At 35.0% G+C, this 15,387-nt stretch carries 15 protein-coding genes; 3 read left to right on the top strand and 12 right to left on the bottom strand.

Translation table 11 applies throughout. The annotated features are described in order from the left end of the window. Window positions 1–122 precede the first annotated feature (122 nt). Window positions 123–1,100: a tRNA dihydrouridine synthase gene (locus TY13_RS16845; protein WP_042478480.1), complete on the top strand. Its 978-nt coding sequence runs from the start codon at window positions 123–125 to the stop codon at window positions 1,098–1,100. Between the two features lie 69 nt (window positions 1,101–1,169). Here TY13_RS16845 and TY13_RS21370 read toward each other — a convergent pair whose 3' ends face one another. From TY13_RS21370 to TY13_RS16815, 7 genes are all read right to left on the bottom strand, one after another. Continuing rightward, the gene (locus TY13_RS21370; protein WP_081797040.1) at window positions 1,170–1,295 is read right to left on the bottom strand and encodes an S-layer homology domain-containing protein; all 126 of its coding nucleotides are present in this window, start codon (window positions 1,293–1,295) and stop codon (window positions 1,170–1,172) included. A 12-nt stretch (window positions 1,296–1,307) separates the two neighbouring features. Then, complete coding sequence (locus tag TY13_RS16840; RefSeq protein WP_042478479.1) at window positions 1,308–1,838, bottom strand: S-layer homology domain-containing protein; 531 nt, start codon at window positions 1,836–1,838, stop codon at window positions 1,308–1,310. Between the two features lie 85 nt (window positions 1,839–1,923). Beyond that, a complete protein-coding gene (locus TY13_RS16835; protein WP_042478477.1) occupies window positions 1,924–2,403 on the bottom strand; it encodes a methylated-DNA--[protein]-cysteine S-methyltransferase in 480 nt (159 codons plus the stop codon). Continuing rightward, entirely contained in the window at window positions 2,387–3,283 is an 897-nt protein-coding gene (locus TY13_RS16830; protein ID WP_042478475.1) for a DNA-3-methyladenine glycosylase family protein, read from the bottom strand. Before TY13_RS16830 ends, TY13_RS16835 begins: the two co-directional genes overlap by 17 nt. Further along, window positions 3,270–3,842 carry a bifunctional transcriptional activator/DNA repair enzyme AdaA gene (locus tag TY13_RS16825; protein ID WP_042478474.1) on the bottom strand — a complete coding sequence of 191 codons (573 nt, stop codon included), beginning with the start codon at window positions 3,840–3,842 and terminating at the stop codon, window positions 3,270–3,272. The genes TY13_RS16830 and TY13_RS16825 overlap by 14 nt, the downstream gene beginning before the upstream one ends. Before the next feature lie 184 nt (window positions 3,843–4,026). Beyond that, window positions 4,027–4,746: a glycerophosphodiester phosphodiesterase gene (locus tag TY13_RS16820; protein ID WP_042478471.1), complete on the bottom strand. Its 720-nt coding sequence runs from the start codon at window positions 4,744–4,746 to the stop codon at window positions 4,027–4,029. 203 nt (window positions 4,747–4,949) lie between these two features. After that, window positions 4,950–5,903: a helix-turn-helix transcriptional regulator gene (locus TY13_RS16815; RefSeq protein ID WP_042478469.1), complete on the bottom strand. Its 954-nt coding sequence runs from the start codon at window positions 5,901–5,903 to the stop codon at window positions 4,950–4,952. Between the two features lie 109 nt (window positions 5,904–6,012). Here TY13_RS16815 and TY13_RS16810 point away from each other — a divergent pair, with 109 nt between their 5' ends. Next, window positions 6,013–6,492, top strand: coding sequence for a GyrI-like domain-containing protein (locus TY13_RS16810; protein ID WP_042478467.1), 480 nt, complete (start codon window positions 6,013–6,015; stop codon window positions 6,490–6,492). A gap of 191 nt (window positions 6,493–6,683) precedes the next feature. Here the strand turns inward: TY13_RS16810 and TY13_RS16805 are convergent, their stop codons facing one another. The 3 genes from TY13_RS16805 to TY13_RS16795 form a co-directional block, all read right to left on the bottom strand. Continuing rightward, complete coding sequence (locus TY13_RS16805; protein ID WP_042478465.1) at window positions 6,684–7,925, bottom strand: vWA domain-containing protein; 1,242 nt, start codon at window positions 7,923–7,925, stop codon at window positions 6,684–6,686. A 539-nt stretch (window positions 7,926–8,464) separates the two neighbouring features. After that, window positions 8,465–9,040, bottom strand: coding sequence for a hypothetical protein (locus tag TY13_RS16800; RefSeq protein WP_042478463.1), 576 nt, complete (start codon window positions 9,038–9,040; stop codon window positions 8,465–8,467). A gap of 347 nt (window positions 9,041–9,387) precedes the next feature. Next, entirely contained in the window at window positions 9,388–10,344 is a 957-nt protein-coding gene (locus TY13_RS16795) for a phosphotransferase family protein (protein ID WP_081797038.1), read from the bottom strand. Window positions 10,345–11,105: 761 nt separating this feature from the next. On the opposite strand from TY13_RS16795, the gene TY13_RS16790 reads away from it, so the two are divergent. After that, a complete protein-coding gene (locus tag TY13_RS16790; RefSeq protein WP_042478462.1) occupies window positions 11,106–12,287 on the top strand; it encodes a NupC/NupG family nucleoside CNT transporter in 1,182 nt (393 codons plus the stop codon). 211 nt (window positions 12,288–12,498) lie between these two features. Here the strand turns inward: TY13_RS16790 and TY13_RS16785 are convergent, their stop codons facing one another. After that, on the bottom strand, window positions 12,499–14,550 hold the full coding sequence (locus TY13_RS16785; protein WP_230199468.1) for a HAMP domain-containing sensor histidine kinase: 2,052 nt from the start codon (window positions 14,548–14,550) through the stop codon (window positions 12,499–12,501). Next, window positions 14,537–15,223 carry a response regulator transcription factor gene (locus tag TY13_RS16780; protein WP_042478458.1) on the bottom strand — a complete coding sequence of 229 codons (687 nt, stop codon included), beginning with the start codon at window positions 15,221–15,223 and terminating at the stop codon, window positions 14,537–14,539. The genes TY13_RS16785 and TY13_RS16780 overlap by 14 nt, the downstream gene beginning before the upstream one ends. Between the last annotated feature and the right edge of the window lie 164 nt (window positions 15,224–15,387).

Here is a 15,387-nt window from a genome sequence, read left to right as displayed (position 1 = left end):
TTGCAACTATTCCTCATAAATCTGCCCTTTTGGAAAACCAATAAGTCAATTAACTATGTAAAGGGAAAATAAATATGGTATCTTTTTTCAAGATACAGTTTTGAAAGAGAGGATATTTATCAATGAATCAAAGTAATTTTTGGCTTGATTTACCACGGCCATTTTTTATATTAGCACCAATGGAAGAAGTAACAGATGTTGTATTTCGCCATGTGATTAAAGAAGCGGGGCGTCCTGATGTATTCTTCACGGAATTTACCAATACAGCAAGCTACTGTCATCCAGAAGGCGTAGATAGCTTACGTGGTCGTCTAGCTTTTACAGAAGACGAGCATCCTATTGTTGCACATATTTGGGGAGACAATCCTGAGCATTTCCGACAAATGAGTATTGGCATGAAGGAGCTAGGCTTTAAAGGTGTCGATATCAATATGGGCTGTCCTGTCGACAATGTGGCGGAAAGAGGCAAAGGAGCAGGCTTAATCCTTCACCCTGAACGAGCTGCTGAAATTATTCAAGCTGCAAAAGCTGGTGGCTTACCTGTGAGTGTCAAAACAAGGCTTGGCTTTACACATGTAGAAGAATGGCGCGAATGGCTAACACATATCTTGAAGCAAGGTATTGCTAACCTTTCTATTCATCTTCGCACACGCAAAGAAATGAGCAAGGTCCCTGCGCATTGGGAGCTTATTGCGGACATCAAAAAATTACGCGATGAAATAGCTCCCGAAACATTATTGACAATTAATGGCGACATCCCTGATCGTGCAACAGGGCTAACGCTAGTCGAACAATACGGCATTGATGGTGTTATGATTGGTCGAGGCGTCTTTACAAACCCATATGCCTTTGAGAAGGAGCCGCAAGAACATAGCGCCACAGAATACCTTAATTTACTCAGCTTACATCTTGATTTGTATGATCACTATTCAAAGGAATTCGAAACGCGTTCATTTAGAGCACTGCAGCGATTCTTTAAAATCTATGTGCGTGGCTTTAAAGGGGCAGGTCATCTAAGAAATGAGCTAATGAATGTAAATTCAACTGCCGAAGCACGTGAGTTATTGAAGGCATTTTCAATTAAGGAAGTAGGAGAATAAACAAAGAGGGCTTTTCAGAAAGTGAACATACTACTTTCTGAAAAGCCCTCTGTTTACTGTATGAATCTGCTATTCTACTTTTTTTTGCAAAGCTCTATATAGCATTGCCGCAAACTGCGCTCTTGTCACATTGTCGTTTGGATTGAAATGATCATCATCCCCTAAAACAATGCCTTGGCTTGCTAATGTGCTAATATACGGTGCATATCATGCATTTTCAGGCACATCCTTAAAGGATTTAGCACCCTCTGTTTCAAAACCAAAAAGCAGTACGATAATTTTAGCTGCCTGTGCTCTTGTTAAAGGCTGCTTCGGATAAAACTTACCATCACTACCATCTATAATCCCAGCTAGTTGTGCCAAACGGATTTCATTATAGTATACATATTCTACTGGTACATCAGTAAATTTGGCTGCCTTTCTTTGCTCTGTTAATAAACCTAATCTTGAAAACATCACAACCATATGCTCGCGACGAATCAACTCGTTTGGTCTGAATTCATTGTTTGAATAGCCTAATATAATGCCTTTCAAAACGAGCGATTGAATAACCCCATTCGCCCAAAATTCGGCGTCGACATCACCAAAATCGATTGTCTTTTCTTGTGGTTTCTCCATATCTGGCGTAGATAGTGATGGTTCCTCGATGTTATGAGTAATCGTTAGCTCAAATACCGCATCATCCCCAGCATTAAATTTGAACACTATGCGATAAGTACCAGAACTTAATGTTTCCACAGGAACTTCTCTAATCTAAATGTAATACACCAAGGTTAAAATTTGAAAAATATATTTATTTTTCAAAAAAAAAAAAACAAGCCAGTTAAGACTCGTTCCTTTTCATTGATTGTTCATGCTGAAGCAACCATTCTTTTCGCCATAGACCACCTGCATAACCAGTTAACTTTCCATTTGATCCAATAATTCGGTGACATGGAACAACAATACTTAGTTTGTTTTTTCCATTTGCACTCCCTACTGCTCTGATGGCCTTTTCATTTTCAATGGCAATCGCTATATCCTTATAAGATACCGTTTGGGCATAAGATATTTCTGTTAAAGCGTTCCACACAGTTTTTTGAAAGTCTGTTCCTTCAAGTTGGTATTGGAATGTGAACTCTTGGCGGAGCCCCTTAAAATATTCATCAAGCTGGTTGCGACACTCTATCAAAATCGGCGGTACTTCAGCCTGTAATGCCTGCTCTTTTTCAGAAAAAAATATAGAAGTAATTGCTTTATCTGTCCCAGTAATTTCAATTACACCAACTGGTGATTCATATTCTAATTTATATTTTTTCTCCATATAATGACCTCCAAAGGTAAAAGGTTGCGTATGCCTGCCAGCCCTGCCAATTGGCTGCATATACTTCTATTTCTTTGATTGTTGGCTTTTCATCAAGATTTAATAAGGCTTTTAAAGCATTATGGAGACCCACATCTGCAATTGGAAAGGCCGAGCTTTGGTGTAAGCATCGCATCATCACATAATTTGCCGTCCATGCACCGATACCTCTAATTGACATTAAAGATTTTTGTACATCTCGCTCTTCAAGCAATAGTTTTTTCGAGAGCCTCCCACTCACCATTTCCTGGGCAATGCCAATCACATATTCCGCCTTTCGAGTAGTGAATTGAAGCTGCTTTAAATCTACTACATTTAGAGCTGCTATTTTTTCAGGTGAGGGAAATAGCCAAAACTGCCCTCCCTCAAAAATTACACACTCACCAAATTGCTCAATATACCGTTTCTTTAATGTATAAGCAAATGTTAAATTAATTTGCTGTCCTACAATTGCCCAAACAAGCGCTTCAAATAAATCTGGAACACCTATAATTCTTAAGCCATAGTATTTATCGACAAGTGTTTTTAGTATCTCATCTTGGATAGCCATTTGATAAAAATCCTCTAAATTCTGCTCCAAGTCAAACCATTCCCAAATATACTCTGCTGCTTTTTTACGCTCAGCAGCAGATGGAATTTCTAAAGGAAACTCTACCTTTATGCAATCATTCATCCACTCTATTTTGCACAAAATCTTATTTATCACCTTGTATATTGCGCCATCTTTTATTTGATGCAGCACCTCTAAATTAGACCTATCTAAGTAAATTAAGCACTCATCAAAATCAAATTCCTTAGGCGGGGAAATTTCTATATAAGACTCAAAATCAGTCCACTTCATTTTGAAACCCCCTTCTATATTCGCTAGGTGAACATTTTTTTAAGCTGCGGAACACTTTGTAAAAATTGGAGGGGCTTTGAAAGCCCACCTCATAACAAATTTCAAGATTCGTTAATTTTGTGCTTTTCAGAAGATGTGTAGCTTTATCAATACGTATTTTCTCCAAATAAGTGCGTGGCGTCTCAGTGGTTTCCTGCTTAAATAAACGCTCTAAATAATAAGGGCTTAAGCCTATTTGCTCCGCTATATCCCGCAAACTTAGATTTTGCTTATAATGATTCACTAAAAATGTAGTAATTTTTCTTACAATCTCAATATGCGGCGAATGCTCAACTTCAGGCTGGCATCGTTTGCATGGGCGATAGCCTGCCTCTTCCACAGCCTTCATCTCATCGTAAAACTCCACATTAATCTTCTTAGGCTTTCTTGATCTGCAGGAAGGACGGCAGTATATTTTCGTCGTTTTTACTGCAGTAAAAAATAGACCATCATATTTCCGGTCACAAGCCATAATTTTCTCCCACATTTCTTCAAATGTAAGGTTAACCTTGGACACCATATAATCTACCGCCCCTTCTGCATCAAAATTTATTACATTTATTTTATCAAGAAGTTGTTCTGCATTTCATCCTTATTCTTGCTGTTATGGTCTGACCGAAGGAAACTTCCTTACATTGATAATCATCAAAACAAAACCGCAGAAAATCAAAGTTTTGCAATTTGATTTCCTGCGGTTTATCTACCTATTTGAAGCGACTTGGGAAGTCTGTCATGATGACTTCTACGCCTACCTCTACTAATTGCTGGTATTCCTCTTCATCATTTACCGTATAAATACGCAACGGGAAGCCTGCTTTTTTTGCCTTCTCGCCAAACTCTGATAATGCGTATGTCGCTTGACAATGGATGGCATTCGCTCCAATTTCCCGCGCAATCCATAAGGCATTATCTGGCACACCCAAAACTAAGTAACCAATCTCGATGTCTGGATTTTGCATACGCACACGCTGTAGGCTAAATGGATTGAAAGAAGAAATGATAATACGCTCCTGCAAATCGTACGCTTTAATAAGGGACAATGCTTTTTCCTCAAGTCTAGCATACTGAATTTGGTCATTCTTCAGCTCGATATTTAAGCGCAGATTGTTGCCTTCCTCTTTCATCCAAGCAAGTACTGCATCAAGCGTCGGCAAGCGCTCCCCTGCAAAACTTGAAGAAAACCAGCCGCCCGCATCTAACGCTTCTAGCTCCGCTAAAGTAAAATCTTTTACAAAGCCTTGACCATTCGTCGTACGATCGATTCGCTCGTCGTGTATAATAACGAGCTGCCCATCCTTTGTCATTTGTACATCAAGCTCAATACCCGCAACATCTGTGCGAAGTGCCTCTTCAAAAGCTATCATCGTATTTTCTGGATATTGACCACTAGCGCCTCGATGGGCAAAAATTGCTGGTTTGCTCATATTGAACACTCCTTTTACTTTTTTCGGTTCGCCATATCAAGTACTTGATTTGTTTCTTGAACTGCTCGATTAAGCGCTTCTTCAAACTCTGTACTTCTAGGGCATTCATTCAAATCCTCCTTTATTACACTCCTGCTCTATCATAGAGGACGTATATAAAGGTCATGTAAAGAGATTACAAGAATTTTATTAATAAAGGTCAATTAGGATTCTTTGTATAAACAAAGTACCTCCTGCAAGTTTTCTAAAACTTTGCTTGGCATTTCTTTTACCTTAATATCTTTCCCTAGGAAAAGTAGCCAATTTGTTATTTCAGCTAATTCTTCTACATTATTTGTATCAATAAAGGTCTTGAGAACGGCCGTCGTCTGGAAGGGATTTGTATAGGAAAGGGAAAACTTTAAAGGATGATATTTCTTAAACTGAGCAATTGCTCTTGGACCTAGCTCGAGGATAAAATTGATTGCTTCCTCCTGCTTATTTAGTTTTTCCAAAATCTTTTTCTTACTTATTCGTTTCTTTGAAGAAGAAGGCTCTATATCGATAAGATTATCGACAGCAAAAATCCGTCTTCTTTCTTCCTTTAAATCAAAGCCTTCAATAAACCATAAGCCTTTTTCATGATAAAGACGCAAAAGATAAATTGAATATTGCTGCTCTTTTATAGTAAGTAGTAAATAGCTATCTAAAAGAATCGTTTGAATAAGCTTTTCTAACATTGGATGTGGAAGATCAGATAATTCAAGTAGGTCAGGGTTATTTGGGTTCGTTCCTTCGAAAAGCAGGATTCGATTCAAAAGCACAAGGTCATCCTGCTGTGTTTCTGATATAAGGCCTAATAATTTTTCAGCTAAAGATTGTCGGCTTTTTAAATAGGGAAGCTGTTGATTTCTCGTCGCCATAAAAGCAATAAAAAGTGCTTTAATTTCGTTATCAGTAAAGCGAACATTGGGTAAAATAGAATTATTCATAACAAAATAACCACCAGCTCTCCCAACTTCAGCGACCAGTGGCATCCCCATTGCCTCGATTTCCCGAATATCTCGTATAGCTGTCGCACGAGAAATATTAAATTCCCGCATAATTTCAGAAATTGTAAAATGGGAGCGATTATTGATATAGCGCATAATAGTATTAATTCGTTCAAATTTTTTCATGGCAGCCCCCTAAACAGTATCACTTTTTGATATGATTAAACGCTATTATAAACATATCAAATGAAAACACAAGTCATTTGAAAAAAATCCAAAAAGGAAGGTAATAAACATGGAAAATTTCATTCTTGAAGAAAAAGAAGGCTTCACAGTTTTAGGCTTAGGAGTAGAACTTAAAAGCGATTACACAGATTATGCTGGCATTACTAAAGAAAAATCAGACTTTTGGCAAGCTATCAAAGAAGATGGCAGACTGGATACTTTAAAAAACCTTGCAGCAAATGATTATATTTTCGCTGTAAACGAAGCGGTAAATAACAAAATGATGCACTATGCTGGTGTTATGACGAAAGAAACCTTACCTGAAGCAACAAGAATCATCCAATTCCCTAAAGGGGAATACTTAGTTGTTAAAGGGGAAGCAGCTACAGCTGAAGAGCTAAGCAATCAGCTTACTGGCATTGCCTTTGGTCAAGCTTTACCAGCAGCAACAGATGTTGCTTATGTTGGTGGACCAAATACAACGGTTGAAATGGGAGAAAAGGACGGCTTAGTATTTGGTGAAATGTGGATTCCCGTTGTTAGAAAGTAAAAAAGTGTGAGGAAGGCAGATTAATTGCCTACCTCACATTTTTTATAGCTTATATTCAATTTTATAATCCAAGGAAATTGGTTAAGAAGATGAATTATAGTACACTGGTTTAGTTATTGAAATAAATGGACTTAATAAAGCTTTCGGTGATAACTTTCCATCGGATGAGGAAATATTTAAAAACTCAGCTCTCAATGTAAAATCCCTTTTTCCCTTGCCTCCTTCAGCCATTTTGGGAACTCATCAAAAAGTCGATTATATAGCTCTTCATCTGATACTTTATCCAAATCATCTAAAGCAAAAAAATCAGCGTTATCAATCAATCGTCCAGGTAAATCATCTAATTTTCGAAGCACGCCATAATTTGCATTCCCTAGACCAATAAATTGCCAGAAAATATTTTGCTTAGCGGCATCAACTAAAATTTTGGCAATCTCTTTATCCTGATAAATTCCGCCATCACTGAAAAATATAACGTAGGAAGGCATATCCTTTCTAGGCTCCTTTTTGACATAATGCTGAATAATATCCTTCATTACAGGTGGCTCATTATTACCCGCCCCTAAACCACCAAACATTTTTGGTGCAGGATATGTTCGTTGAATATAGCCCTCAAAATCATGCTCTGTTACACTTTTTGCCTTCATAAATTTAGAGCCAAAGAACCATACATCTAATTCACCATTATCATCCATACATGCAGCAACAGCTAGCACTCTTTCGAATGCACGCTGAATTGTGCCACGATGATAGAGATTTGTCATTGAGCCAGAAGCATCAAAAACAACAGCTACACGTGCCTTTTCAGATGCAATTTTCTTCTTTTCCAATGAAATTGCAACTTTCTTTTTCAGTAAATCAATTTTCGTTAAATTAATCTCTTGAATTGGTTCGATCTTAGGAATAGAAGGCACTTCTGGTTCTTCAACCTCCACACCATAGGATTCTGCCAATGGCTTTAATCCACCATTAAATCCTCTACCAATCGCTCGGAATTTAAACTTTGATTGATGTCGATACACTTCAGCAAGAACCAATGCTCTTTCTTCAGTCGCATCATCAATTTGATAGCAAACTTCCCCTTGTGTACTCTTTACTGTGATACTTAACCCTTGAACCGCAGCAAAAGTTGAATTCCCTTCTAATGTTGCTGTAAAAAAACACTGTTGGATAATTGATGAAAGCTTCTCTAATTGAATAGTGAAAACCACTCTATTCTTGTCATTCGTTGTCAAGTTAACGCTTTGTTCTGGCTCTGTTTCTTGATTATAAAATACCATGTAATCATCTGACGGTACTTTGCCATTAGCGGCTACTAAAAAAGAGCTAACATCTAAAACCGAAGTAGAGTTCCATCGTACTTCCACTATAATTGTGCCACTCTCTGCAAGAACTGTATTGCCACCTTTTTGTAAAGAAACTATGTTAGACATATCAAAACCCCTTTGTACTATTAATTATAACTCGGTTAACTTTAGTTCAGATTTTTTCTAATTGACTAGTAGCAGCTAACCTAAAACCATCATGGCCTGTGACATTCCTCTAGGCTATATCAAGATAAACTAACAATCTACGCATTGGAAATATTAAAACTATTTATCATATTATATAAACGGGTTACCCATTTTTGCAATTCTTAGTTAGAATAGCAAATACAATCCAAATTGAACTCTCTTATAGTTATTTGCCTACTGCAACTGATGTATTCTTACCCCTTCAAAATATATGAATTTTACAAGAGATTATACGAACATTAAAAAAGTTATAATACTTTAAAACTGCATTCACTCATACGGCCTATTAAAATAATAATTCTCTCCAGACTACTTAGAGCGTTTATTTTTGATATCAAAACATAAAATCCTATTCCTCATTAGCCGTTTAGAAGAAGTCGAGAATAATAGAAAATACAGCCACCCAAGGAGTATAAAGGGCGACTTTTATTATTTTTATTCAAACTTCCTCTTTACCATCACTTTTGATATAGTTCTCGGAAATGAGATTTTTGATTTTCATAAACTTTAAGTAGAGAGTCTAATAATTTAAAATCTCCATATAGATTTAATAATAAATTCAAATTTGTCAGTTCTTCCTCTACAGAACGATTTAAATAGAGCAAACAAATCGCCTTATTTGTAAATAGCCCTGCTAACATTTGATAAGACATTTTCTGTTTGTAATTTTCATAGATAACATTAAGTTTATCGAGTGCTAATTCATATATTTGATGTTGTAATAACATTAAACATAAATCCATTTGGAAGTAAATTTTTAGATAAGTTAAATCTCTCTCAAAATTCCCATAAGAATCAATCCGTTTTAAAACCATTGTTGTAATTTCTAAGGCTGTTTCTAGTGGAAATAAAACTAATAGGCTATTCAACAAAATTAAATCATCAATATACCAACAATCTAACATTTGTAAATCATCCCAAACTAAACTTGCCTTTTGTTTTGCTAGTTCAAGATTACCTTCTCCAACATGTAAATATAAAACTTGATAAGCCATAAAAACTTTATTTAAATTAGATTCCGGAAATTCTTTCAAGTAAATTCTCAATCTATTCATATGATCTTTTATAATTTCAGGTAATATGATTTCTAACTATCTAAAATCTTTCATGATGGATTCATATTCTGACAATTGATAGTAATTGTGAATATAGAAAAATTCATTACTAGATATATTCAAGCGTTCAAGTAACTTTGTAAATAACTCAACATCCAATTGCAGCTGATCTCGTTAAATTCTTGAATAAGTTCCTTGATTTGTGATTTCTGCAGCAATTTCTCCTTGTGTCATATTACGGCTTAATCTAATTTTCTTTAACGTTTTTCCAACCCCCATAATACCTCCACATATTTCAATCTGCATAAATTTGAAGCAATTATGAATTACTTATATTCTTTAATCCCCTCATCAAAAGCTTGCTTATCATTGTGTAAAAAACCATGAAGAGCTTCCTGCAAGGCGAATGTACTTTTATAAAATCTAACACGTTCAGCTATTGCCTCACCATTCGGATAAAGCTGAATGCACATGTTAAAAAAATCCTCACCATAACTAGAAAGTATTCCTGCAAAATCATATGCTGGATCCCCTAAACGAGCGTTTCCAAAGTCAATTACTCCTGAAATCTCTCTTGATTCAGGTAGCCAGATGATGTTTGCAGCACCAAAATCACCGTGTATAAGTGTCACATCTAAATTTCTAACTGAATCCGACTCTAAAAAAGCTTTAAAGGATTGCGTTATTTCCATTTGAGCTTCTTTTCTAATGAATGGAAACAGATTACCCTCGATTTCTTGATATAATTTGGACATTTCTTCAAAAGGATGTTTATACGCCAATTTCAAAGAATCGCTTATTCGATCTTTTGGAATTGTATGAAGCTCTATAAGAAATTGAACTAGCTGTGTTGATAATGATTTTAATAATTCTTTACTTTCAATTCCTGTAATATGCTCTTTCCAAAAAGGAACACCTTTTATTAACTCATATCCAGTAAAGACTTTTCCTATTTCTAAATTTTCTAAAGAGCTATATATCGGGTTAGGAATTTGAACTGAAATAAAATCCCTAATGTATTTTAGTATTTCTGTTTCTTTTATTAATTGTTCAATTCCTTTTTTATATTTAGGAAATCTAAATACTAATGAATCATTTATAATGAATACATCATTATTCTGTCCTATATCATTTGGTGTATAAGATTCTATCTGAAGTTGGGGATAGAGAAATTTTATGTATTCTATTAAATTTTGCTTATTACTTGTTGATTTATCGCTTTTATAAAGATTAACTAATTCCGATTTAAACTTAGAAGAAAATGTTCGATTTTGATGCGACATAATAACAACTACCTCCCTTATATTATTTAAATACCTAATAAACGACCTAAAATGCTATCACAAAAATATTTTAGGTCGTTCCACTTTAAACCGTACTTACTTTTATATGATTTTCTGTAATACATCTATATTCCTATATATTTATAGTCTCACAATTTTTTCACAAATCACTATAATATCCTTTTATATACAGTCTATATTGAAATATGTTAATAAACAACTATGAACCATCAACTGCAACCCTCTAAAATATCTATATTTCTATATAGATACTAAAGACAGGTAAGATTTCCAAGTAAGTTAGATGGGGCAACTTTTTAAAAGTTACATACAAAAAAAGAGTGCCATTAACTAGCACTCTACTTGACCTTAATAACAAGTTTAATTTCCCAATTTAGAAGAATTGGTTATAAACAAAATTTAGTTGAGAGGTTTTTCCTTGTATTCTTCAATCCAATAGTCGTAATACGGAGAGGCATTTTATTTAATTCCAAAATTTTGCATAGAGTCACAAATTATTGCTTAAACAATGTAGATGCAGCTTCCTTACCACCACCAGACTCACTCTAAAGGCACCTCATCGTTTTTTAAAAAATTTCCATTAAAACCTCTTTGACACTACTACTCAGCACAGTTTATTAAAAACTATGGATGATTCTTTTTTATTAAATATGGATAGTCACAAATAAAGGTGGCTACTATATGAAAGAGAACTACATTGGAAGTTCACATATTATATTTAATTCACCGGGAGGTTACATATGCAATATGTTATTTCTATTTTGGGTATTTTGTTTGTATTATTTTTGGCTTGGTTGGCAAGCTCCAATAAGAAAGAGATAAGATTCAAGCCAATTGTCATAATGATTATCATTCAAATTCTTTTATCTTTATTACTGTTAAACACAGAATTTGGATTAACTATTATCAAGGGCATAGCTACCGTTTTTAACAACCTACTCAAATATGCAAACGAAGGGGTGTCCTTCGTATTTGGTGGCATAGCAAACGAAGGTGAAACTCCATTCTTTCTAACTGTATTATTGCCAATTGTATTTATTTCGGCATTAATTGGGATTCTTCAGTATTTAAAAATCCTTCCATTCCTTATGAAAGGAATTGGACTTTTATTAAGCAAGGTGAACGGAATGGGGAAACTTGAATCCTATAACGCCGTTGCTTCATTAATGGTTGGTCAATCGGAGGTTTTCATCACATTAAAAAAACAACTTGATTTGCTTTCCAATCAGCGTTTATATACTCTATGTGCATCAGCGATGTCAACTGTATCAATGTCCATAGTCGGGGCTTATATGACAATGCTAGAACCCAAATACATCGTCACGGCTTTGGTTTTAAATTTATTTGGTGGTTTTATTATAGCTACTATTATTAATCCATATGAGGTTGACCCAAACGAGGATATATTAGAAATAGAAGAGCATGACAAGCAATCCTTTTTTGAAATGCTCGGTGAGTATATCCTTGATGGTTTTAAGGTCGCCATTATCGTCGGGGCTATGCTGATTGGGTTTATTGCATTAATGGCGGGATTCAATAATGTATTTGAGTTATTGTTTCATGTTTCCTTCCAAACGATATTGGGCTTTCTCTTCGCTCCAATTGCCTTCATTATGGGAATTCCCTTCTCAGAAGCGGTTAGCGCTGGAGCGATTATGGCAACTAAGCTGGTGACCAATGAATTTGTTGCGATGTTGGATTTGTCTGGAGGAAATTATCATTTCAGTGAACGAACAACGGGCATTCTTTCTGTATTCCTTGTTTCCTTTGCCAACTTTTCTTCCATTGGTATTATTGTTGGGGCGGTCAAAAGTTTGAATGAACAAAAGGGGAATGCCGTTGCGCGTTTCGGATTAAGGCTGTTATATGGTGCCACACTTGTAAGTATACTTTCAAGTATTATTGTTAGTCTCATTTTATAAATAAACGTACTATTTAATCATGATGTATTTGGTGATTGACATGGAGTTTTTATAATAATTTAAAAAAGGCAGTGGTAGAAACTACTGCCTTTTGTTTTAATAACCCTATATAAAATCTGAAGAAAAATGGAATTTTTTAATAGCATTTTATCCTCTGCACCCATACAAAGAAAAAGAATAGGAAACTCATATATCCTATTCTTTTTCTACATTATTCATTTGGAAATTTCGGTAGATATATCATCGCCTTAAATAAATCGCCATCGACTTGAATTAAGAACCTCCCACGTTGGATGTGAATAAGGCTTTCAGCAATCGATAACCCTAATCCGCTACCTTGGCTTGATCTAGATTCATCCCCTCTTGTAAAGCGTTCCATGAGCTCGTCTGCCGAAATATTTAATTCATACGCAGAAATATTTTTAAATGTTACGCGTATTTCATTCCCTAAATCTTCTACATCAACATATACCCTAGATGTAGGCTGTGCGTATTTAAAAATATTCGAGAATAAGTTTTCGATAGAGCGCCATAGAAGCTTACCATCAGCCTTCACATACACTTTTTCTGTTGGGTGGGCTAACTTAAAATCTAATGACATTGCTTCAATTTTTTCGCTCATTTCACCTATTCCTTGCGTTAGTAAGGATACGACGTCAATTCGTTCTAACTGAACAGGCATACTTCCACTTGAAGCTTTAGCTGCCTCAAACAAATCATCTGTTAAATGTTTGAGCCTTTTCGATTTTTGATCTAACACATCTACATATTCAGCAATTCTCTCAGGGTCGCTTTCTATTTTTAATAAATCGACATACGTAATAATTGATGTTAAAGGCGTTCTGATATCATGTGAAACATTCGTAATAAGCTCTGTTTTTAAACGCTCGCTCTTGATTTCATTATCCACCGACTTTTTTAACCCATCAGTAATACTATTAATATTCGCTGCAAGTGCGCTAAACTCCCCTTTTCCGTCTACTTCAATTCGATGATGGAGATTTCCATTTTTAATTTGCTCTATACCCTCTTTTATGCGGTTAAACGACTTTACCTTCTTCATCGCGAACCAGGCAGCTAGACCTATAGTAATGGGGAACATGAAAAACGTTGCTGCAACTACTATTGGATACCCGATGACAAGTAACACGATTTTCACACCTACACTGCCACTATCAAATACATGCTTTACCCAGAGGAAAACCTTCTTAAGAATTTGATATATAAGTGTATGCTGAAGCAATGATCTATTTTTAATATGCTTTATGAGCGATAAAATCATCAATAAGGTAATAATTACAATAGGTACTGTGAGAAGTAAGTACATATCATGCAATACCTCAACAATCATTGCTACCCACAACGATATTAAACAAACGACTACCACAATATTGACATCATTATATAGCTTATCAATGACATGAAAACGAATTTCTTTATCTTTAAATGACGTTCGTCCAATAACGATGATTAAATAAACAAAAGATAAAATAAATCCTGCTAAAAATACAATGAATTCATTAAAAAGTCTTTTAGCAACTCCTTTATCTTGTTCCCAGTCCGCCACTTTTTGTTGTAAGAAAGATTCTTTAAATGCTACATAAATAACATCTGTTTGTGGATTTAATTGCTCAACTTCAGGTGTAAAATAATCTAAATATTCACTTTTCTTCACTTCGTTTGGATAAAGTTTTTGCTGATAATCCTCAAATAGCATATATGCACCAAATGATTCAAATTGCTCTTTCTTATTTAGCTCACTATTGGAAAATACATGTTCACCGTCGCTCGCATAAAACACAATTCCTTCATATGTTTCTAGCGAACTGAGCAACCGATAAAATTCCCTTACCTGCTCTTTCATGCTTTCGTCTTTTTTACTAATTATGTCATCCGCATATTGCTCTTGATATACGCGATTATTTTCTGCTTCACTCAAATTTGCATTATATCTGTATGAATAACGGAAATTATTATATGAATTTTCTTCGATTTCTCTAATATCGTGTTCTGTTAGTGTCTGACCACTTAAAATATGTTCCTCACTTTTGTATTTCACGATTAATTGCGTTAAAGAGAATATAAGCCTAGAACTTTCATCAACGAATGATCGGCTTTCAAAATAATTATCTTGATTTATACTACTAAGATGAACCTCTTTAAGTTCCATGTTGATAATTGCCTTCGTTATACCAGTTAAACATGCAATGGCAATCAGAAACACAACCACTTTTGTAATAAGTGCATGACTAATATTTCTCAACTTTATATCCAACTCCCCATACTACTTTTAGATACTTCGGCTCTTTCGGATTAATTTCAATTTTTTCTCGAATCTTTCGAATATGAACTGCAATCGTATTTTCTGGATTAATGGCATTCTCATTCCATACCTTTTCATAAATATCTTCAATTGTGAATACTTTCCCCGCATTTGCTGTAAGAAGCTTTAAAATTTTATACTGCACTGGTGTCAAATGAACCTCTTTATTATCAACTGTAATAATTTTTCGTTCATCATCAATCGTAAGCCCACCCGTTTGAAATATATAACTACTCACCTCAAGACTCCCAAATGTCGTATACCTTCTTAGCTGTGATTTCACTCTAGCTACAAGCTCTAAAGGATTAAACGGCTTAGCCATATAATCATCTGCTCCAATATTTAATCCGAGTATTTTATCATAATCCTCCGACTTAGCAGAAAGCATAATTAACGGAATCATATTATCTTGCCGAATCTTCATCGTCGCTGTAATGCCATCCATTTTTGGCATCATAATATCCATAATAATTAGGTGGATTACTTGATCTCGAATTAGATCGATTGCCTCTATACCATTGTAAGCCTTGAATACTTGATATCCCTCATTTTCTAAATAAATGCTAATAGCCCTTACAATTTCTTTATCATCATCACAAATCAAAATGTTCAACTACATTCACTCCTCCATCTCTTTAGGTTCACGTGATTACCCCTATAGGATTCGTATAAGGATATAATACTAATTAAATCTTAACAAACTCACACATCAATTCTTAATATTTTCTTAGTGTTTTATTGTATACATAAATGATTCAGCTAAAACGCTCAATAACT

It is taken from the genome of Bacillus ndiopicus (genome assembly GCF_000612805.1).
Classification (GTDB): domain Bacteria; phylum Bacillota; class Bacilli; order Bacillales_A; family Planococcaceae; genus Metasolibacillus; species Metasolibacillus ndiopicus.
The sequence above is the reverse complement of the archived record's forward strand: the minus strand, read 5'-3'. Positions and strand labels throughout refer to the sequence as shown.

Excerpts from the sequence above, each read along its gene's own strand:
- TY13_RS16835 (WP_042478477.1), bottom strand. The coding sequence starts at position 2,403 with ATGGAGAAAAAATATAAATTAGAATATGAATCACCAGTTGGTGTAATT.
- TY13_RS16830 (WP_042478475.1), bottom strand. The coding sequence starts at position 3,283 with ATGAAGTGGACTGATTTTGAGTCTTATATAGAAATTTCCCCGCCTAAG.
- TY13_RS16810 (WP_042478467.1), top strand. The coding sequence starts at position 6,013 with ATGGAAAATTTCATTCTTGAAGAAAAAGAAGGCTTCACAGTTTTAGGC.
- TY13_RS16820 (WP_042478471.1), bottom strand. The coding sequence starts at position 4,746 with ATGAGCAAACCAGCAATTTTTGCCCATCGAGGCGCTAGTGGTCAATAT.
- TY13_RS16825 (WP_042478474.1), bottom strand. The coding sequence starts at position 3,842 with ATGGTGTCCAAGGTTAACCTTACATTTGAAGAAATGTGGGAGAAAATT.
- TY13_RS16815 (WP_042478469.1), bottom strand. The coding sequence starts at position 5,903 with ATGAAAAAATTTGAACGAATTAATACTATTATGCGCTATATCAATAAT.
- TY13_RS16795 (WP_081797038.1), bottom strand. The coding sequence starts at position 10,344 with ATGTCGCATCAAAATCGAACATTTTCTTCTAAGTTTAAATCGGAATTA.
- TY13_RS16790 (WP_042478462.1), top strand. The coding sequence starts at position 11,106 with ATGCAATATGTTATTTCTATTTTGGGTATTTTGTTTGTATTATTTTTG.
- TY13_RS16805 (WP_042478465.1), bottom strand. The coding sequence starts at position 7,925 with ATGTCTAACATAGTTTCTTTACAAAAAGGTGGCAATACAGTTCTTGCA.
- TY13_RS16845 (WP_042478480.1), top strand. The coding sequence starts at position 123 with ATGAATCAAAGTAATTTTTGGCTTGATTTACCACGGCCATTTTTTATA.